Consider the following 20,059-nt stretch of genomic DNA (forward strand, 5'->3'; position numbering starts at 1 on the left):
CTGCGACGAATGTCCGAAGACAACAAATGGAGTGTGGTCAAGTTTGTCCAAGAGATGATTGTGGACGAGCAGGGCAAGTTGGCGATCACCCCTGCACTCATTTCGCAAAAAATCGACATGGTGCTTAAGATCATGCCGAACAAGGCCGAGGGGTTGGATCGCGAGGCCGTCACTGACGAGCTCATCAGACGATTCAGTATCTGGGTTGGCAAGGACTCCTCTCTTGTCGACATGGCCGGGCATGTTCCCTGGCTGACTAGCGAGGTTAAGAAGGAGTGGCGTTACTGGCGCCGGTACAGAGAGTGGCAGGAAAAGAAGTTGCCATGGAGTGCTGTGGAAGCACTCGATGAAACCACCGACAACGTTCTTTCCATGCTGGAAGATCCTGGGCGTGAAGGCCCCTGGGATCGTCGCGGCATGGTTGTCGGCCACGTGCAGTCCGGCAAGACCGGGAACTATACGGGGCTTATCTGCAAGGCGGCGGATGCTGGATATAAAATCATAATCGTGCTGGCAGGGCTTCACAACAACCTGCGTTCCCAGACTCAGATGCGACTGGATGAGGGGTTTCTTGGCTATGAAACCAGCCCCATAGAGGGAGAGGGAAATGTAGCCATCGGAGTTGGAAAAATTGACCCCTCTCCTGCGTTGCGTCCCCAATATGTTACCAACAGGACCGAGACTGGAGACTTCAACACCAAGTTTGTGAAAAATCTTGGTGTCTCGCCGGAACAGAAACCTTGGCTGTTCGTCGTCAAGAAGAACAAGACGGTTCTGCAGCGTCTGTTGAAGTGGATTCACAAGCATGTTGCAGAAACGACGGATCCGGAAACCGGTCGCCCACTGGTAACCCATCTCCCTCTGCTGATCGTTGATGACGAAGCGGATCATGCATCGGTGGATACCGGTGAGAAGGTTGTAGACGAAAACGGCCAGCCTGATCTCGAACATGAACCCACGGCAATTAACAGCCTGATTCGCCAGATACTGCACTCCTTCTCGAGAAAGGCCTATATCGGTTATACGGCCACTCCGTTTGCAAACATCTATATCCACGAGCAGGGAGAGACAGTAAAGGAAGGGCCCGATCTGTTCCCGGCAGCATTCATCACCAATCTGTCCGCGCCATCCAGCTACATCGGCCCGTCAAGGGTGTTCGGACTGGCAGGAGAGAATGGACGCATCGGCGCTCTCGATCTGGTTCGTCCGGTCACGGATCACTGCTCCACTGACGGAAAGGGCGGCTGGATGCCTGTCGGCCACAAAAGCAGTTATGTGCCTTCCGACGTCATGCCTCCTTCGCTGGTCGAGGCAATACAGGCATTCGTACTGGCATGCACCATTCGTCAACTGCGGGGGCAGGGAGCCGAACACAGCTCGATGCTAGTACACGTCACGCGATTCAACTTGGTTCAGCAGCATGTACACGGGCAGGTACGCAGTTACATCATGCAGTTGAAGCAGCGGCTTAGAAGGCGCATCGACCATGAGGGCGTTCTGGCTGAACTCTGCAGTCTGTGGGATAGAGACATCCGGACGACAAGCCACGAAATTGAAAAGCAGATGGGAGAGGGCTCTCGGTGCAAAGCTGACGATTGGCTCGAGATAGAGCGAGCGTTACCTGATCTGCTGGAGCAGATCGATGTGCGCATGATTAATGGTACTGCAAAGGATGCGCTGGACTATGTAGACAGCGCCACGGGGCTTAAGGTTATTGCAATTGGAGGAGACAAGCTGGCCCGAGGTCTTACGCTTGAAGGCCTGTGTGTCAGCTATTTTCTTCGGGCTTCTAAGATGTACGACACGTTAATGCAGATGGGACGCTGGTTCGGCTATCGACCGGGTTACTTGGACTTGTGTCGCCTCTACACCACGACGGATCTGGTTGAATGGTTCGAGCACATTGCCGACGCAGCGGAAGAGTTGAGAGCCGAATTCGACTTCATGAAAGATAGCGGGCTGACACCACGTCAGTATGGTCTCAAGGTCGTCTCTCACCCGGTGTTGATGGTGACCTCGCCCCTGAAAATGAGGACCGCCAAAACACTGTATCTGTCTTTCAGCGGGGACATTGTCGAGACGGTCAGCTTCTTCAAGGAACCCACCCAGCTCGAACAGAATATCGCGGCTTTCAACTTTCTTGTAAGCACCATGGGCACGGGATCATCGATTCCTCCGCAGAGCCGAAACGGCCGGAGCGATAGCTGGAACGGGGTTACCTGGGATGGTATTCAGGCACAGCCCGTCGTCGACTTTCTGAGGGCGTACCAGACGCACCCGGACTCCCGAAAAGTGAGAAGTGACCTGCTTGCGAACTTCATTGAGGAGATGAGCCGGTCGGGCGAGCTTACCTCTTGGACAGTTGCCGTGATCGGGGGTGGGGTTGCCGGCACCGAAGATGTTGCAGGCTTTCCGGTAAAGCGAATGAAGCGAATAAACAAGTCTCAGGAGGTTGACCACAAGTATTCGATAGGTCGTCTGCTTTCTCCTCAGGATGAAGCTCTGGACCTTGATGAGTCGTCGTGGAATGCCGCGCTTGAGTGGACTCGGACGGACTGGAAGCCTGACCCCGGCCGTGCCAGAGGCAAGGAATTGCCCGAGATGCCAAGCGGACCTTACATCAGACGTGTTCGTGGTCAAGGACGTGGACAAGTAGCACCGCATCCCGAAAGAGGGCTTCTGCTTATTTACCTTCTTGACCCAGAGGACTCTAAAGTCTCGGGAGTTGATGTGCCTGTCGTTGCATTTGCAATCAGCTTTCCTTCCAGCAATGCGGGCAAATCTGTGCCCTATGTCGTCACTAACCTCATGTGGGAGCAGCAACAGTAATGGCGGCAGTGAGTAGTTCTGAGTTGCTTGGTATCTGGCGAGCCCTCCCCGGCAATGCGTCGGCACCGGGATGGCGGTCGATTGATCTGTTTCAGAGAGCAACAATCAGGATCAAGGCAGCCAGACATGCGCCAGGCAATGAGGAGGCTGTTCTGGTCGGTTTTGCGAACTGCAGAATGGCGCCGACCTCACAGTTGCCTCAGGGGCAGGGATTTCGCATTGAAAGGGTCGGGCTGGGTGAGGCCGCTGGTGATTACCAGTGGCTTGCAATCGTCCGTCAACCGGAAGGCAGCCTGGAGCTGTTTGCAGCCGTTGTCTCCGATGTATGCGGACTGCTGGAATCCGCCAATGGCTGTACCGAAGAACTTGTGTATCAGCGACTGCTTGGAAGAGTGCGCGGGTGGCAGGAATTTATGCGAAAAGGACGGGAAGGGCTGGAGCCCGAAGCCGAACTGGGGCTTGTGGGTGAGCTCTGTCTGCTGCGGCAGCTGCTTGATGAAGGCGTGCTGCTTTTCTCGGCTGTACAAGGGTGGAAAGGGCCGCTCGACGGGCTTCATGACTTTCAAATTGGTACGGGGGCGATAGAGGTCAAGTCCACAATGGCAACGGAAGGCTTTCCGGTGAGGATCGCCTCCCTGGATCAACTCGATGAATCCCAGTGTCCGCCACTCTTCCTTGCAGCACTTCGCTTCGGATCGACGGACTCGGGAATGTCACTTCCCGAGTCCGTGGCGGATTTGCGCTGTCTGCTGGAGCCTGATCCCGCAGCGACCAGACTTTTCGAACAGGCACTTCATCAGGCTGGGTATCTGGACATGCAGGCAGAGAACTACAGTCGTCGCTTTTCGCTCAGCGAGATAAGGGTGCATCTCGTTGATGCGGAGTTTCCTAGGCTGACTCCTTTCGGCATCTCGACAGCCATTCGTCGAGCGCAGTACGAGCTCGATTTAGCATTAATACTCGCCGATAACCATCCCTTGGCGGATGTGCTTGAGCAACTTGGAGTCGTTTGATGGAACTTGTGGATTTTCTGCGGGACACGCAGGCATCGATTCGAGAAGAAATTTTGAAGGATGTTGCACCGGGGGAAGCTCCTGTGCCTGCAGAGGCCGTATTTACTGAGCATGTGATGACGCATATGGCCGACGAGGGAATAACCTTTGAGCCAACAGTCTGCCACTACGGCGCCAAGGTCGGATCTTACAAGGTCAAAATCAGTGGCTACTCTGTCTCGGACACAACCGACGAACAGGGGAACCCTGATCGACTGGATCTGTTCGTGAGTCTCTATAAAGGGCTTGAGGACATTGAAGATATCCCCGACCCTGAAATTGGCAGAGCGGCGAAGCAAGGGCTGCACTTTCTCAAATTTTGCGCCACGGGAAAGCTTTCAGAAGAGCTTGATGAAACCAACGAGGCTTATCCGCTAGTCACAGAAGTTGAACGTATATTCAAAACGCTGGATAGCATCCGGATTTTCGTAATTACCGATGGTCAGGTTAAGACAAGGAACTATGCGCCCCAAGATATCGAGGGCAAGCAGGTACGCCTTGAAGTAATGGATATTCACCGTCTGTTCAACCATTGGCAGCAGGGCCGGCCACGGGATGAGCTAGTGGTCAACTTTCAGGACCTTTGCGGTACGGCATTGCCGAGTGTATGGGTTCCCGGTGCTGGTGACGACGAATACGATTATGCCCTGACTGCAATACCCGGTGAGGCTCTGCGCTTTCTCTACGAGAAGTACGGGCCGCGCATTCTCGAAGCGAATGTGCGTTCGTTTCTGGGGGTTGGCAGCAGAGGTGTAAACAAAGGGATTCGGGACAGTTTGCGGAATAATCCGGACCGTTTTATGGCCTACAACAATGGCATCGTTGTTGTAGCCGATGCTGCAAAGCTGGATCGTACCGCTGATGGTTCGACAGGTATTTTGTGGCTTCAGGGTATGCAAATCGTCAACGGCGGGCAGACGACAGCATCCATCTATTTCGCCAAGAAAAAAAATCCCGATATAGATCTGAGCAGCGTCCGAGTTCCTGCGAAGATCATTGTGCTTCGAAATGGTCAGGGAGATGACGAGGAACTGATCTCTAACATTTCTCGCTATGCCAATAGCCAGAACGTCGTAAAACAATCCGATCTTTCCGCAAACAAGCCATTTCACCGCGAGCTGGAAAAGCTTTCAATGCGCACATACTGCCCGGATGGTGTGGGGCGCTGGTTCTATGAGCGATCCGCTGGTAGTTACAAGGTGATGCTAGAAAAAGAAGCGACAACGGTTGTTCAAAAGAAAAAGCTGCAGGTAGCCATTCCACCATATCGCAAGATCACCAAACCTGATCTGGCGAAGTTTCTGTTCACGTGGGAGCAGAAACCACACGTGGTAGGTTTGGGCAGTCAGAAGAACTTTCAGGCCTTTATGGATGAGATGGGAGAGCGGGAGGATACCGGAGAGAACGTGATTCCGGATCAGAGGCAGTTTAAGGACATGATTGCAAAGGCCATTTTGTTCAAATCTGCTCAGAAGGTAATCAGACCCCTATTTCCTGCATTTCAGGGCAATATCACGGTTTACACGATCTCCGTTCTTGCACTCAAACTGGGACAAAATTTCGATTTTGATAGAGTCTGGCAGGAGCAGGCCATTTCACCACAACTGCAAAGACAGCTGGCTACCTGGGCACATGAGGTGAATGAAGCGCTTCATCGTGGTGCTGATGGGAAGATGATTTCCGAATGGGCCAAGAAGCTTGAGTGCTGGTGGCAGGTCAGGGATTTCAGGTATTCGGAAGCGGATACCGATATTCCGGAGATATCCTGAATTAGCAAATCAAGTTTCAGGTGGAGCTTTTTTAAACGCACCATACATTGCGGCGTCTCCGTATGTATGGTGCGTTAGGTAGCATCGCCATGTCAGTGGTCTCCGACTTTATGATCACGTAGTGTCTGCGGCCTAGCTTAGCTGCCGTCCGTAACCAAAATTGCGCCCGTCTCCTCTACCCACCGTAACCGTCCGGCCAGCACCTACTCCTGATAGCCTCAAAAATCAGCAAAAATAGTGTCCATCATTGGTTCGGATACCATCGCCCTAAGCGTTGGGTCAGAAAGGTAGGGCGGCTGGATGGTTACTTCTAGCTTGATCAAGAGGGATTAATTCGTGCAGATGATAGATTTTCTAGCGTTGGTTGAACTTTGTAAGTTTCTTTCAATCACGGATGCTTGCCTGCTTTGCACCAATTTTCCCACTCGTCGAGCATGTCGGAGATAACCATGGCGTCTTCACCATTCTCCTTGTGGAACGCAGCGCCCCATTGATCGACACAGCTGTCTATATTTGCTTTATTCGATGAGTTGGTAGAGGTTTTCTGCATGGCTGGAGCTGCTCGTCCACCCACTTCTGGGCCTGTGCCTTTTAGGTACGCAACGATACGACCATCCTCAGCATTTCCTAAATAGTATCCACGTAATAGGACTACGGGAGTTTTTTGAGTTTGCTGTATTTGCCCTGCATATTCGTTAGTTGAGTCCCATAGACCGCTGTCGCGCTGATATTGATACTCACAGGTGCCTTGGTCGCAGAATACCGTGCCACGTGTTTGTAGAACTTTCACGCTGCCATCCTGCATCTTGTAAGGGAGTTTGGCAGGAGCATCCTCAGGTGCGCAGTCCAACCAAGCTGCGTTGCGTTTATTGGCCGGGCACTCTTGTATTTCGTTTGCTTGCCAAGCGGCTGCGCCTAGAGAGTATGCACTCGAAATAAAGCTAAGTAGTGCAATCAATAGAAACTTCTTGTTCATGGAGATGTTTCCTTCTGTTGAGTAGGTGGCGGTGTGGTGCTTGGAATGAATGGCTGGAAAATCAACCTGTCGAGCTGACTTTCCAGTGCGCCATGGACGCGGGCCTTGATGATCCAGAGGATTACGTTAAGGATTGGCATGTCGCTACGATGATCACGAAATAGGTGCTTACCGATCACTGGCCGTTCAGCATAGTTAATGGTGCCCCACACAAAGATTACGTCATGTGTTTAAAGTCATTTTTTCTTATATGTGACTATCAGTGTGCTCACTACGAAATATTTTGCTATTTCATAGTCTGGGTCGTATGTGGCAATATTGTGAGCTGCTATCGCCAACCCTGCGGCTAAGCCACCCATTACCGTCCATGCACTTGCAGCCACTGCGGCGATGCGGCCTGCAACGTATACTCGACAGCTTAAGCCTTCTGCTTCGATGAGCTTTTCAATTGTTTCGACCGTATTCCCAAAGGAATAAGTGGGGATGTCTTTTATTGTGAATGTTTTTTTCTGAGAAATTAGTTTCGATATTTCTTCGTTTGTTATGCTGGAAGCCGAGTAAACGCCAGTATCCATTGTAAAACTCCTTGTTTTTCCTGTGGGCACAAATAGTCGAAAAACAACCTTAAAGGTTGATTCTCAACCTGAATAGCTCTTCATGTCAATGAGGCGTTACCCAACCATCTAGGTGGATATTGGGAGGTGCCGTGATAGAGACTGATCAGAAGTATTTGGCGGGTGTGGTGGGGCGTGCGATTGCCAAGCAACGCATTCGCGGTGGCTTGACGCAGGAGGACGTGGCCGAGCTTCTGGGCATCGGCAACGAAGCCGTTTCCCGCATTGAGCGTGGCGTCGTGATTCCTAATATTGCGCGATTGCTGGAGTTCGCCGGCATCTTTGGTTGCGAGGCGGCCGAGCTGTTGACCGAGGCCAGTTCACGCCCGGATGACCAGGCCAACCGGATAAGTCGGTTATTGATGCAGTTGGGGCATGATGATCGGCAACTGGTTGTGGACTTGGTTGAGCGTTTAGTTGAACGGCTTAGGAAGGCTTGATCGTCGGATAGCCCTGTAGTGGCGCTGTCAGGGCTCGAGGTTCTGATCGAACCTGGCACCGCAGCGTAAACAGAGACAGTCGTAGTCGCCGAACTGATATTTCTGCACGTCCCTGGCAAAGGCCGTCATGGCGGTATAGCCGGAGGTCGCGCTGGAAACGCTCTCGCCAATCAGGTCGAGCAGTTGCACAAGCAGGCTTTCCGGTTGGGTTTCCTGGCCCTGGGTATGAGCCTGACGAACACTGAGGAGAAAACTATCAATGGTGCCAATGAGCATGACGGCTGCGTTGGCGGCCTCCTTGGACAGTACAGCCTTGGAATTGCAGATCAAGCAGTGTGGGGGCATGGTGAACCTCCGGAAAAAGGGTTAAATCACTGAGAGAAAACCTATGGATGAGGGAGGCCCAGGCCTCCCTTTATGCTGCGAACGCGTCAGGCCACCAATTGCAGGGCGGTGTTGAGCGCTCGTTGTTTGATGACTGCCCCTTGGCCGAACCAGGCGGTGTCCATGCGGTACTCGCTGCTGCGCGCCCGGCGTTCGTGGTCCACATACTCGGTGACTGCATTCAGCAGTCCCCACGCGGTGCCTTTGGCGGCTTCCAGTTCTGCCCCTCGGCCATGGCCGTCATACATGCCCAGTACCTTGTTTAACGCGCGTTCATTCGACATTCCGCTGCGCTCGGGATTGGTGGTCTGTACCTCACACAACACACTTCGCAGATAGTCTTTGGCCTCATGGTCTTTGACGGGACGGGCGGCGAGGGTGCGCATGCGGTACATGAAGTCGTCCCACTGCGAGACGGTGATGCCCAGCTGCTGTTTGACCGCTCGCGGGTCGAAGCGTGTGCTGTGCGGCACCTTGATTGCCTGGCTGGCGCCGTTGACGGCCATGGTCAGGGTGTTGTTGCACACCACCCGAATGGTGGTTGGGGTGGCGGTGGTGGCCAGCGTGCCGTCGCAGGAAGTCGCCAGCAGCAGGTAACCGTTGACCACGTCGTTGCCTTTGAGCGCCGTCGATTGCCCGGTGCGCGCCAGTGCCCAGAGCTTGCGTCCGCCTTTCAACACGCCCGCCGTTTCCAGTTCATACCCGGAACGCTCGGTCAGGTCGCGGTAAAACTCCAGGACCTCACGGGGCTGGACCACCTGGTAGCGTTGCGAGACCACCGATAGCGGCGCTTTGGTATCGGAGCGAAACAGCACCTTCTGTTCGGCAAACGAATGGATGGTGCCGAGTTTGCCGACTGTGTCGGATTTGAAGTGCACAGGGCTTTCCTGGATCTGCCAATTCATACCGGCTTCACGCTGCCAAACTTCCAGTGGTTGGTTGGGCGAGAGCTGATTGCCCAGTCCATGCCAAGGCGTAGCGCCGACATAAGCCATATGTTCGATGAGGTGTGCCATGGGGAGCTTCCTTTTCATAGGCGCACGGCGAAGCCGCTGAGCATTCAGCAGGGATCAGTCGGCGTGCGGGGTGTTGATCGAGAGGGGGGTTAGCGATGGAGCAGATGGGGAGCAGCAGTGGTGTTAAACGGAAGCTGAGCCGTTCAAGCGGAATGACGGTCGCTAAACGACAGTCCGCAGTCGAGACAAGCGTAATTGTCCAAAACTCGCTCATCGATGATTTCGCCGAGTTTGGCGCCGGCGATACAGCCGGTCGCCGCGCCGGCTAAGCCGCCGAGTATAGCTCCGGCCATACCGCCAGCAATGACACCGGCGGGGCCGGCGACAACGCCGATGACTGCGCCCACCTCGGCACCGGCCATGGCGCCGGTGACCCCTTGGGCGGCGCCACCGACGGTACCGATAAGGGCGCCTACCTTCCTGGCTAAATCTTTGGTGATAACAGCGGTGGAGTGGCAGCGTGGGCATTGAGTGGTCATGTACAGGGCTCCTGTAGATAGAGTCGGGAAGTCATTGCACGGGCATAGAACCCATCAAGCAGGCCGCGTATGCGACCTGCTTGAGTGGTGAGCTACACCGAGTCTGGGGATGTGATGCTTAATGCGTAGAGATACTAATTCGTGATGTGTGACTACGAATTTGTTGAGTACGATTTGATTGGCTGAATTCCATCGCGAAATTTAGCGGCAAGGGCTGAATCACTCCCTGGTTTCGTAGAGTGGTCGATGGCCTGGGTTGAGTTGCGTGGCTACAGTGATCCAGTCACTATCCATTCAACTATCTGAATACGCTCAAGGAACGAATAGATGTCCCATGACGACATGATGCCCTCGACACTGGATCGGGAAATATCAAAAGTAGAGCAGGATGCGTTTGGACATCGACATTTTGCACACGCGCTCAGGAGCCTCATCGAGTCAGGCAACCACCCAACCCCCTTCAGCATTGGCCTTCTAGGTGGATGGGGAACTGGCAAGAGCAGTATCAAGGAGCTTTATACCGCTGAACTCCGAGATGATGCTCGTAAGGGTCATGGACTGACTCGTGAACAACGCTTTCACTGCATAACGTTCAATGCGTGGCGATTCGGCGGACGGGATCAGGATATTAAGCGCGCGCTCCTCCGACATGTATTCCTTGAATTGGGAGGGGCCGAGGAGAATCTACATGACAAGCTGTTTCGGCAGATCAGTGAAACCAGAGAAGTTCCTAAGCCGTGGCACCGTGTAACGTGGGAAATTCTGAAAGCCTGGGCTCTTCCCATTCCAGCACTGTTCTTGGCCATGGCGGCCTTGCTGTTTATTTGCTATCTGACCATCTCCGCCTTCAAGGTTGAAGATACCTATCTAAGATCGGTGATCTTTATCTGCATCACCGGCGCTTACACCTATCTGCTCAAGCACCTAAAGCCGCCGACAGTATCTGCAAACCGGCCCATGACCAAGGTCGCTCTCCCAAGTACAACGTCAGAGCAGTACGAGGACATGCTGTTGGGCCAAATTCGCCAGTACAAGTCCGGGAAGAGCAAATCACCAGAAGGTAAGTGCGGTAAGACCTGTGAGCGCCTTGTCGTGTTCGTTGACGACCTAGACCGCCTCTCCGCAGATGAAATGATTCTCGGGCTGGATGCAGTCAGGACCTTCATGGAAATACCGAGGACACGCCTGCCAGATGGTTTGGGGCTGGTCTTCGTTATTTCTTGCGACGAGGCCAAGATCGCCGATGCGCTTGCTAAAGGGCGTCGACACGCAGAATCCCCAGCAACGGTTTTTAATCACTACGATGCGCGCCGTTATCTTGATCGTATCTTTCAGTTCAGGCTGGAGATTCCACCGCCTCCCCGTCACGACATGCGAACATTTGCAACAAATCATCTGGATAGTCTCACGAGTATTTCTGAGGATCTAAAAGTCCGCGGAGTGCCGCTAGCCCCCATCATCGACCGGATGATCCACGTAGGCGTCCAAGACCCTCGCAACGCCCTTCAAATTGTTAATGCGTTTGCTCAGGCGTGGTGGATTGCTAAGAAACGCGAAATCGAAGGGCTGGGTACGGATCGTCCCGGCGGGTTGCATGAGGGGGCTGTCACAAAGCACCCAATCTCTCTTGGCGCTCTATGCGCGATGAAGGTGAGCTTTCCCGACTTTTACCGTGACTTGCAGGAAGATCCAGCGTTTCTTCATCGCTTTACCGATGTTGTAATTAAAAATCAGGCTCTCGATTCACTACCGCTACCGTCCCAGCAAACTCTGCTTGAGAAGTATCTTCGGGTATCGAATGGCAAAGATGACGTTCTCAATAAGGTCGAGCTCCGACCGGAGCATCGGCCACTTCGACAGTTCATTGCGAGCCTGATTGGCCTACGCTGGGCCGATCCACTTCAGAGCCTTCTGCTCCTTTCCGAGGATCCTATAACACGACGCTTGGGCTCTAAAGTGTCAGCTATCTACGGTTCCTTTGTCTCCGGGGACACAAAAGGTCTTCTCGAAGGTATGGGCAGGCACAACGATACTTCGCCGCTCACACCTGAACAGGCTCGCACGCTGTACCAGATGTTCGAGGACTTGCGGCAGGAATCCCCAATCCGGCGAACAAACGCAGCCCGCGTCATTGCCGACATGATAGAGCGTATCCCCGAGCCGCCAGCCCAGCAGCTACTGGGCGCGCTCTGCCGAGAAATCAGCGACACACCTGATCTGCGCTCGCAGTTAGGCCCGACTCGAATTCGAATGATCCTTTCTCGCGCATCTGGTGTAGACCAGCAAGTGGTAGCTTCGCGTCTGGTCGATGACGCACTGACCAGTGGAAAGGAAATGAGCCTCCGCCTAGAGTCTCTCGAAACTGCGAGCCTTGAAGAGGCGATCGAGATGGTGCGTATTACGGCACCGCTGGTGCTTTCTGTCAGGACGGAGCAAGGCCTAGAGCCATCCGCCGAAAAGTCACTGCTGGACTGGCTTGTAGACCGCACAATAGTTGTGAAAAGTAAGTCCTTCCAACTCCCTTTTAACGAATTAGAGCAATGGCTACACGAATATCAAGACAGTCTGTCTAGCGCATTGGGCATACGTTACTTGTCCGCGCTTGCAGATGAACTAGAGAAAGACGATCCCTCCACATTCGACATTGCAGCCGCGGCGGGCCGGGCCAGTAGGATATTCATTGAGCTGCTACCCATCGGAGAAGAAACTCGGCGCAATCTGTGGAAGCTCCTAGTCCGTTATGTCGGCTTGTCACAGGCTGACGCAGTTCGCGCTGTTTGGGAGGTCACAGCGCGCAATCTAGATAAGGCCACAGATGGTGAAGTGTCTGATTTCGTCACTACCTTCGTCGAAAGGATAAAAAAATTCCCCAATGATGGACGCTGGGACATTGATCGAGAGGAGGTGGCTGCCCCGCTTCTCGATATTGTTGCAGCAAGGCTGAGCGCACTGGATGGCACTGCCACTTCTGAGCTTGCCGATCTTGCTGACCAATGGAGTAGAGATCCCGCGCTGGCTACCCTCTCATGCGAAATTGTGAAGCAGTTGCGCATGCGCGATGTGGCTGCAGCATCAAGAGTGCTCGATGCTTGGGCGCCGCTAATCATTTCCACTTTGCCAATCGAGTGCGTGAAATTCCTCGCGACGTCGTTCCCCGCACTGCAAGGCAGCACCCAAACGGCGGTGGCCTCCGCGTTCTCAACCATTTTGAATAACGAGCAGCTCAGCGACGATATCAATAAACGCTATGGAGCTTTTGTGAAGGCCGCACCTAGCTCCAGTTGGGAAGTAGAGCCATTGCGCGGCTACCTCGACAAGCTGCTGCCACAGATCGCTGTCCGATATAACAACCCGAGTAGTTACCTGTCCGCGGTCATCCCCAATACGGTTGGACTGTTGAAACATGCAACGCCCAGCGTTCTTGGAACCTCGCTGCAACAACTGTTCTCGCAAGCCAAGAGCACTCCGAAGCATTACTCATGGTTACACCATTGGATGACTGGTAATTGGCCCGTACGAAGCGATGCGCTGACCTCATATGACCCACAATTGATTTTTGATGAAGCACACACATTTGCGCTCACTCAGGCTGCTGCATCGACAAAGGGAATCTTGCGCTCAATGGCTGACATGCTTGAGCGTGAACTGGTACCAGCTGAAAATTATTCGAAACTGATAGAAGCGGCCTGTTCCATATGGGCGGCAGCCCCCCAACACGCCCTGGACATCTTTACCAGCGAACGCGCTGTCCTTTCGGCCGATCAGGCTGCAAATTTGTTGACCCCAATAGATTGGAGCAACCAGGATCACATTTCTGCTCTGCAGTCGGCCTGGTCAAATATTACAAAAATTATGATTGACCAGGCCAGGACGGATACGAGCATGAAGATCCTTGCCAAAGGACCTATCGGTACGGAGGCCGAACCTGACCTTGCCTTGCGTACTTGGCTCGAAACGCAGCCTGACTCAGGAACAGCTTTGCTGACATCCTTAATAACGGGTCAAGACATTGGCGATGCGCATAGAAGTCGGTTGTGGAAACAGGCGGTGTCGCGCGCACGCATCCTCGGCTCTAAATTTTTCCTCGAGGTAGTCCCGCGAATCGTGGTGATGCCCTCCATTGATGAGACGGCAGCTGTGCTTTTCGATGACCATGAGGCCATTTCGGAGGTGTTGGGGGATACGGACAATCGGTCAGAGATGGCGCAGAGTCTGATGACCGCGTTTACCGAAGCCAAGACCAACACCATCAAAGGGCGCATTGCCGCTTATTGCAACCGACTGACTGGCAGTGGAGCGCTGAAGCAGTTCAAACCCAATGAGCTCAATATAAGTGACATTGAGCTCTTGGAGACCCATTTCGGGGGATCACCTGAACTTCGGCGCCTTAGAAAGTTGATTCCAGACAACTAATGCATCTCGGGCACGAAATAGAATCCACCTCTCCTGCATCGTTTATCGATGCAGGAGAGGGCTTGGAGCAATTTACTTACCAGAAGGCTGAGTCACGAATACCGCCCAATCCGACATCATGGCCTGACGTTTCTCAAACAGATCACCACGAAAATACGCGGCTTCCACCTTGTCTTGGCGCGAATGTGCCAACGCCAGCTCACAAACCTCTCTCGGATATTGAGTCGATTCCGCTGCCCAATCACGGAACGTGGAGCGAAAACCGTGCATGGTCAAGTCAGTACGATTCATGCGGCGAAGCGACATCAGCATCGACATATTGGACAGAGGCTTCCCTTCCCTTGCTCCTGGAAACAAATGAGCATTTCCCTTTAACCGTCCTAATCCATTGATCAGATCCAAGGCTGCTTGACTCAGAGGGACGCGGTGCTCCTTTGCAGCCTTCATCCGATGGGGTGGTATTTTCCAAACCTTCTTTTCCAAATCTAGCTCATCCCAAGTCGCTCCGAGTACCTCACTGGTTCTGCACGCAGTCAAAATGGTCAATTGCATGGCTTTGTAACTGAGGTCATTGTGCTTGGCGATTTCCTTCATAAAGGCTGGCATCTCAACCCAAGGCAGAGCAGGGTGATGGACCACGCTTTTCACCTTCGAGCGTGCAGGTAACAGTTTGTCGAGGTGTCCACGCCACCGGGCGGGATTTTCCCCTTCACGCAACCCTCGAACTTTTGCGGCATCCAGCACCATTTCCATTCGGTTGCGAACACGGGACGCAGTTTCTGGCTTTAACTGCCATATGGGGGTGAGCACTTTCAGCACGTGCTCCGTCGTCACGTCCTTGGCGTTTAAGTTTTCGAGTACGGGGTAGGCATAGGTCGTTAACGTATTTTCCCACTGCTGGGCGTGCTTCGCGTTTTTCCAGCCGGAACGATGAGCCGCTATATAGTCCAGAGCAACGGATTTGAAGGTGATGGCTTTGGCTTGTTCGGCGAGCACTGCTTTGGCCGCAGCCACGCGTGTGGCCTCGCGCTCTGCGAGAGGGTCTATCTTCTTTTGAAGGAGCTGTCGTTGAGTAACCGCCTCAGAACGTGCATCCTTCAGCTTGACGTCTGGGAATCCACCCAATCCCATTTCACGGCGTTTTCCCGCCAACTGAAACCGCAAGACCCAGGACTTCTTACCGCTCGCCTTTACGACTAGACGCAGTCCATCGCCGTCCTCGTAAGTCCCTGGCTCAGTCAGGTTCTCGATTTGTTTTGTATTTAGTTTTCCCACGGATGTTCACTCATCAGAAATTGTCGGGCCTAAGAGACTGTTCCCCCACATGTTCCCCCACTGATCGTGGGATTCAGTGGATGCTCTCAGGACGCTAATGGATGGATACTAGGCTGTAGCCCTTGTATTATCTAGGGTGTCGGTATTTTGTTGGACATTGCCGGACACTACGTTGGCGGTCTATCTCTCCGCCATTACATAGAAAAAGCCCCCGTAGCTGAAAAGTTACGGGGGCTTTTTCGTTTCTGGCGTTTTGTTTGCCTTACGCCCAGCGCCGGTTCAGGCTGCGGCATGACGCAAAAAGCCGTTCCTCGTGTGCCGCTTCAGCGTTCCCCCAGCGCCTCTTCCAGCGGGGCGGTCTCTGTTTTGAACAGCATCCAGACCAGGCAGAAGCTGATGCTGTAGATCGAGGTCATGATCATCATCGGGTAGACGCTGCCATCCGAGAGTTTGCCGGTGACGAAGCCGCACACCGCGGTCATGGCCATCTGGATAAAGAAAAACAGTCCCGAAGCGGTGCCGGCAATGCTCGAGAAGGGTTGCAGTACCGCCAGTTGGCAGGCCGGGATGGCGATACCCACCGAGAGCATGATCAGCAGCATCGGGCAGACGATCGACAGCAGCGCCTCGGGCCAGAGCCGGGTCGCCATGATCAGTAGCGATGAGCCCACCAGGTTCAGGGCGATGGCGTAGCCGATCAGGGCATCGGCATCGTGTCTGACGGACAGGCGGCGGAACAGATTGGAGCCCAGCACATAACCGGCCACGGTGACGGCGAACACTTGGGCATATTCCATCGAGGACAGGTGCAGGGTCCGTTGCAGCAGGGTCGAGGACTCGGCGATAAACGGAAAATAGGTGCAGTACACGCAGCCTATGGCCAGGGAGTAGCGCAGGAAATAGCGGTCGCGCAGCAGCCGCGCGTAAATGCGCAGGGTGCCTTGCTGGCGCGTATCGGGCTGGGCGGACGGACGGGTTTCCGGCAGCAGCAGGCTGATCAGGATCAGCGCCAGCGTGGCAATCACGCTCAAGACCACAAACACTCCACGCCAGCCGAAGGCGGTTTCGATAAGGCTGCCGATCATCGGGGCCACCATCGGCGAAATGGCCATGCCCATGGAGATCCTGCTGAGCAGGCGGGTCTGTTCATGGCGATCGAAACGGTCRCGGACCATGACCCTGCCAATCACTGTGCCGCAGCAGCCACCGAGGGCCTGGAGCATCCGGGCGACGATCAGCACCTCGACATCGCGGGCGAGCACACACACCAGGGTCGCCCCCAGATATAGCGCCGTGCCGCCGATCAGCACTGGCCGCCGGCCAAAACGATCGCAGAGCGGGCCGCCGATCAGCATCGAAAAGGCATACCCGACCATGTACAGGGTGAGCGTCAGTTGCAGTTGAGCATCGCTGGCATGCAGGGCGTCGGCCATCGCCGGCAACGAGGGCAGGTAGATGTCGATGGTGACGCGTGGCAGGCAGACGACCACCAGCAACAGCGCGGACCAGATCCAGGGTGCCAGGTTAGATTTTACAGGCATGGGTTACTCCGTAGGGGCGGGCAATGGCGAGGCGAGGGGAGCGGTGGGCGCCGAGAGGTGCGAGGGCAGGCCGCGGATCAGGTCTTCGGCCATGTGTTGGGCACGCTTGGCGATCATTTCCAGCGAGGAGACGAAGAAGTAGGTGCCGCTGGTCATATGGCCCAGCAGGCGCAGGTGCGGATCCGGCTGTCGGTGCCGGTCGAGCAGTGCGCCACTGGCAAACTCCACTTGCAGGCCACCTCGTTCATCGCGCAGTGCATGGCCGTCCTGCTGCAGCTGCCAGAGCACGCCGGAGTCCTGCTCGCATTCCACCCATTTGGCCGCGCCGGTGGCGTTCACCACGTAGTCGTATTCGCAGGTTTCGGCGGTCGCTGCGTAATGGGCCTTGATCAGGTCTTCCTGCTGCCCCTCGAAACGTACATCGCCTGCCAGCAGGCGCAGTCTGCCGGTTTCGATCAGGACCTTGAGTTTCAGGGCGTTGGCCAGCGGCATGGGTGCACGACGGGCCAGCCAGTCCTTGGCGAAATGCTCGGTGATGGTCTGCTGGTCGACGCTGTCCAAGGCGTTCCAGGCGTACTCGATCACTTCATTGGTGGCGGCGAGGACCAACTGCCAGTCCCTGCGCTGGGTCGCGGCCGCGACTTCCTCGTGCAGGTGTTGCAACGGGTCGCTGTCAGAGCGGAAAAGCGTTCGCCAGTCGCAGTGAATCGCCCGCAGCTCGGCCCGCAGCAGGCGTAACAGACTGCGCAGTGCCAGCTGTCGGGCACCGCCTTGAGTCAGTTGCTCCAGGGCCGCGTGGGTGAGGAACTGCAGCGGGTGGCGCGGTCCGGGCAAGCCCCGGACGAAGGGCAGGCGACCGCTGCGCGAAATCATGTCGATCTGGCCGGTGAACTCCAGCGCCTGGAGACTGAGTACCACGTCCACCGCAGTCAGGCCGCTGCCGATCACGCAGATACGCTGGCCGATCAGGGTCGGGGCGATCTGTTCGCTGATGGGGTAGGGGCTGCGGATAAAACGGTAATGATCGTCCAGTCCGTAATGATCCCGTGGACCGGTATTGCCCACGGCGAGCACCACGCGGTCGGCGAAATGGGTCGAGCCCGCGGTGCTCAGGCGGTAGCGGCTGTCCTTGTCGATCGCCGTGACCCGGGCTTGCACCACCTCGATCTGCAGGTGCTTGCGACGGGCAATGGCGCAGGTCTCGGCGAAGAAATCGCTGAGAAAACGCCCGAATATTGCGCGCGGCACGAAGGCTTCCGCCAGGTCGGTATTGGAAACGGCCTTGAGTTCTTCGGCGTGGTGCGCCTTCCAGCGCAACCAGGCGGAGAAGGTGGAAAAATCCCGGGCGCACACTGACATGGTTTCCGCCACGCGGTTGAGCAGCAGCGAGTCGACGTCCGGGTGGTAAGCCAGGCCCGGGCCGATGCTGTTGCGTGGTTCGAAGACCTGTATGCGCATCCCCCGGGCCTGTTCGGCACTGATCGAGGCGACGAAATGATGCAGGAACGCTACGCAGGCGCCACCGCCGCCGATGATCGCGAGGGTGAATTCGGGGGGTTGTGTTGTAGAAGCCATGTCGCTCTCGGGTATCCATTACAGGGCCGCGACGTTAGGCGCTTTGTGGTTTAATTCGCAGAGCCGTTTATTAGTATTTCGACTGGACCACTATGAGCCGAGGAAAGGTTTCCGTTCCCCTTGATCTGCCCCAGCCCGGCAGCCTGAGCAATGGCAGCCGGGTATTGACCAAACAGGAAAGCGCCTATGAGGCATTGCGCGGCGCGATCCTGGAAAAACTCCTGCCCGCCGGTAGCCAGTTACCCTCTACGCGAACCCTGGCGCAGCGCTGGTCGCTGTCCCGGGGAACGGTGGAAATGGTCTTCGACCGCTTGCGCAGCGAAGGTTACGTGACCCGGGTGTCGGGTTCGGGGACTCGTGTCAGTGCGGTGGTGCCCGATCTCTTTATCCGCGCGCCGCAGGTTCAGGCGACCCTCCATGCGCGAGAGCAGCAGGCGTCAGTGGCATCGCCACCGGCGCTGGAGACCGCAGTCAGGGTAGGGCTGCCCTTCGTGGCGCGCCTGGCGGACCCGGCGCTGTTCCCCATTCGCGTGTGGTCGCGGGCGGTGGCCAAGGCCATGGCCGAAGCCTCGGCGCAGTTGCTCTGTTCGCCGGACCCCGGCGGCATGCTGGCCCTGCGCGAACAGATTGCCGATTACCTGGCCAAGTACCGTGGCATCCGCTGCAAGCCGGACGACCTGATCGTGACCACGGGCATTCGCCACTCCCTGGACCTGGTGGCCCGCAGCCTGGTGACGCAGGGCGACAAGGTGTGTGTCGAAGATCCGGGCTACCTGTCGGCGAAAAGGATCTTTTCCATGGCTGGAGCGCGGCTGGTGTATATCCCGGTCCTCGAAGACGGCATCGACGATGGGGCGCTGCGTCGGCACGGCGATGCCCGGCTGGTCTATGTCACCCCCGCACACCAGTCGCCGCTCGGGGTGACCCTCTCGGTGTCGCGGCGGCTGGCCCTGCTGGACTGGGCCAGCCGGACCGATGCGTGGGTGGTGGAGGACGACTACGACAGCGAATTCAACTACAACAGCGCGCCACTGGCGGCCCTCAAGGCCCTGGACCGCGATGACCGGGTGATCTACTGCGGCAGCTTCAACAAGACCTTGTTCGCCGGACTGCGCGTCGGTTTCATGCTGGTTCCCGGGGCGTTACGCAATCGCCTGCTGGCGACCCTGCAGACCACCGGCCGCTCCGTTGGGGTCACCGAGCAGGCGGCGCTGGCGGAATACATGAAGAGCGGGGCGTTCGTGCGTTACCTGCGTTCGGCGCGCCAGGCCTATCAGGAGCGCCGTGACGCGCTGCTGGCCTGTCTGGAGGAACAGGCGCCGGGAGGTTATTCGGTTTCCGGGCAACATGCCGGTCTGCACTTCGTCCTGGAGTTGCCTGCGGGCAGTGACGAATCCGACTTCTGTCGCCGTGCCAGCGCCATCGGACTGGCCTTGCAACCGGTCAGCGAATTCTGTCAGGAGGTGCGACGGCCGGCGGCGGTGATGATCGGGTTTACGGCCCTGAGCCTGTCGCAGATCCGCTTTAGTGGCCGCAAGCTCGGACAGTTGCTGGCCGGGCAGGCGGTTCTTCTCGCATCAGGCTCAGGCGTCGTCGATTCTGGCTGCCGGCGCGCTACTGAAGATTTCCAGCGCTTCGGCGTATGACAAATCAGGCTGTGCTGTACGCAATACATGAAAAGCCCCGTAGCTGAACA

General features: G+C 55.8%; 14 protein-coding genes. 6 read left to right on the forward strand and 8 right to left on the reverse strand.

Annotated features, from left to right (window positions below):
* Positions 1-9: 9 nt before the first annotated feature.
* Genes AC1DHT_RS04090 through AC1DHT_RS04100 form a run of 3 tightly spaced genes read left to right on the forward strand, consistent with a single transcriptional unit; the run spans position 10 to position 5,650 of the window.
* Positions 10-2,829 carry a Z1 domain-containing protein gene (locus AC1DHT_RS04090; RefSeq protein ID WP_477761248.1) on the forward strand — a complete coding sequence of 940 codons (2,820 nt, stop codon included), beginning with the start codon at positions 10-12 and terminating at the stop codon, positions 2,827-2,829.
* A complete protein-coding gene (locus AC1DHT_RS04095) occupies positions 2,829-3,842 on the forward strand; it encodes a PD-(D/E)XK motif protein (RefSeq protein WP_477761249.1) in 1,014 nt (337 codons plus the stop codon). Before AC1DHT_RS04090 ends, AC1DHT_RS04095 begins: the two co-directional genes overlap by 1 nt.
* Positions 3,842-5,650, forward strand: coding sequence for an AIPR family protein (locus AC1DHT_RS04100; protein ID WP_477761250.1), 1,809 nt, complete (start codon positions 3,842-3,844; stop codon positions 5,648-5,650). The genes AC1DHT_RS04095 and AC1DHT_RS04100 overlap by 1 nt, the downstream gene beginning before the upstream one ends.
* 388 nt (positions 5,651-6,038) lie before the next feature.
* Here the strand turns inward: AC1DHT_RS04100 and AC1DHT_RS04105 are convergent, their stop codons facing one another.
* Both AC1DHT_RS04105 and AC1DHT_RS04110 read right to left on the reverse strand, forming a co-directional pair.
* The gene (locus AC1DHT_RS04105) at positions 6,039-6,626 is read right to left on the reverse strand and encodes a hypothetical protein (RefSeq protein ID WP_477761251.1); all 588 of its coding nucleotides are present in this window, start codon (positions 6,624-6,626) and stop codon (positions 6,039-6,041) included.
* Between the two features lie 236 nt (positions 6,627-6,862).
* Complete coding sequence (locus AC1DHT_RS04110) at positions 6,863-7,201, reverse strand: hypothetical protein (protein WP_462045245.1); 339 nt, start codon at positions 7,199-7,201, stop codon at positions 6,863-6,865.
* Between the two features lie 131 nt (positions 7,202-7,332).
* On the opposite strand from AC1DHT_RS04110, the gene AC1DHT_RS04115 reads away from it, so the two are divergent.
* Positions 7,333-7,680, forward strand: a complete 348-nt coding sequence (locus AC1DHT_RS04115) for a helix-turn-helix domain-containing protein (protein WP_477761252.1) — start codon at positions 7,333-7,335, stop codon at positions 7,678-7,680.
* Positions 7,681-7,707: 27 nt separating this feature from the next.
* On the opposite strand, the gene AC1DHT_RS04120 is transcribed toward AC1DHT_RS04115, so the two are convergent.
* The 3 genes from AC1DHT_RS04120 to AC1DHT_RS04130 form a co-directional block, all read right to left on the reverse strand.
* Positions 7,708-8,025, reverse strand: a complete 318-nt coding sequence (locus AC1DHT_RS04120; protein ID WP_477761253.1) for a hypothetical protein — start codon at positions 8,023-8,025, stop codon at positions 7,708-7,710.
* A gap of 86 nt (positions 8,026-8,111) precedes the next feature.
* On the reverse strand, positions 8,112-9,080 hold the full coding sequence (locus tag AC1DHT_RS04125) for a DUF932 domain-containing protein (protein ID WP_477761254.1): 969 nt from the start codon (positions 9,078-9,080) through the stop codon (positions 8,112-8,114).
* A 143-nt stretch (positions 9,081-9,223) separates the two neighbouring features.
* Complete coding sequence (locus tag AC1DHT_RS04130; protein ID WP_477761255.1) at positions 9,224-9,559, reverse strand: hypothetical protein; 336 nt, start codon at positions 9,557-9,559, stop codon at positions 9,224-9,226.
* A 327-nt stretch (positions 9,560-9,886) separates the two neighbouring features.
* Between AC1DHT_RS04130 and AC1DHT_RS04135 the strand changes: the two genes are divergently transcribed.
* The gene (locus tag AC1DHT_RS04135; RefSeq protein WP_477761256.1) at positions 9,887-13,972 is read left to right on the forward strand and encodes a KAP family P-loop NTPase fold protein; all 4,086 of its coding nucleotides are present in this window, start codon (positions 9,887-9,889) and stop codon (positions 13,970-13,972) included.
* A 72-nt stretch (positions 13,973-14,044) separates the two neighbouring features.
* Here AC1DHT_RS04135 and AC1DHT_RS04140 read toward each other — a convergent pair whose 3' ends face one another.
* The 3 genes from AC1DHT_RS04140 to AC1DHT_RS04150 form a co-directional block, all read right to left on the reverse strand.
* Positions 14,045-15,247, reverse strand: coding sequence for a tyrosine-type recombinase/integrase (locus AC1DHT_RS04140; RefSeq protein WP_477761257.1), 1,203 nt, complete (start codon positions 15,245-15,247; stop codon positions 14,045-14,047).
* Between the two features lie 323 nt (positions 15,248-15,570).
* A complete protein-coding gene (locus AC1DHT_RS04145; protein ID WP_427536697.1) occupies positions 15,571-16,788 on the reverse strand; it encodes a multidrug effflux MFS transporter in 1,218 nt (405 codons plus the stop codon).
* A gap of 3 nt (positions 16,789-16,791) precedes the next feature.
* Positions 16,792-18,363, reverse strand: a complete 1,572-nt coding sequence (locus AC1DHT_RS04150; RefSeq protein WP_427536695.1) for an FAD/NAD(P)-binding protein — start codon at positions 18,361-18,363, stop codon at positions 16,792-16,794.
* Positions 18,364-18,455: 92 nt separating this feature from the next.
* Here AC1DHT_RS04150 and pdxR point away from each other — a divergent pair, with 92 nt between their 5' ends.
* Complete coding sequence (pdxR, locus tag AC1DHT_RS04155; protein WP_427536693.1) at positions 18,456-20,009, forward strand: MocR-like pyridoxine biosynthesis transcription factor PdxR; 1,554 nt, start codon at positions 18,456-18,458, stop codon at positions 20,007-20,009.
* The last annotated feature ends 50 nt before the right edge of the window (positions 20,010-20,059 follow it).

The organism is Pseudomonas sp. 05N432 (genome assembly GCF_056396945.1).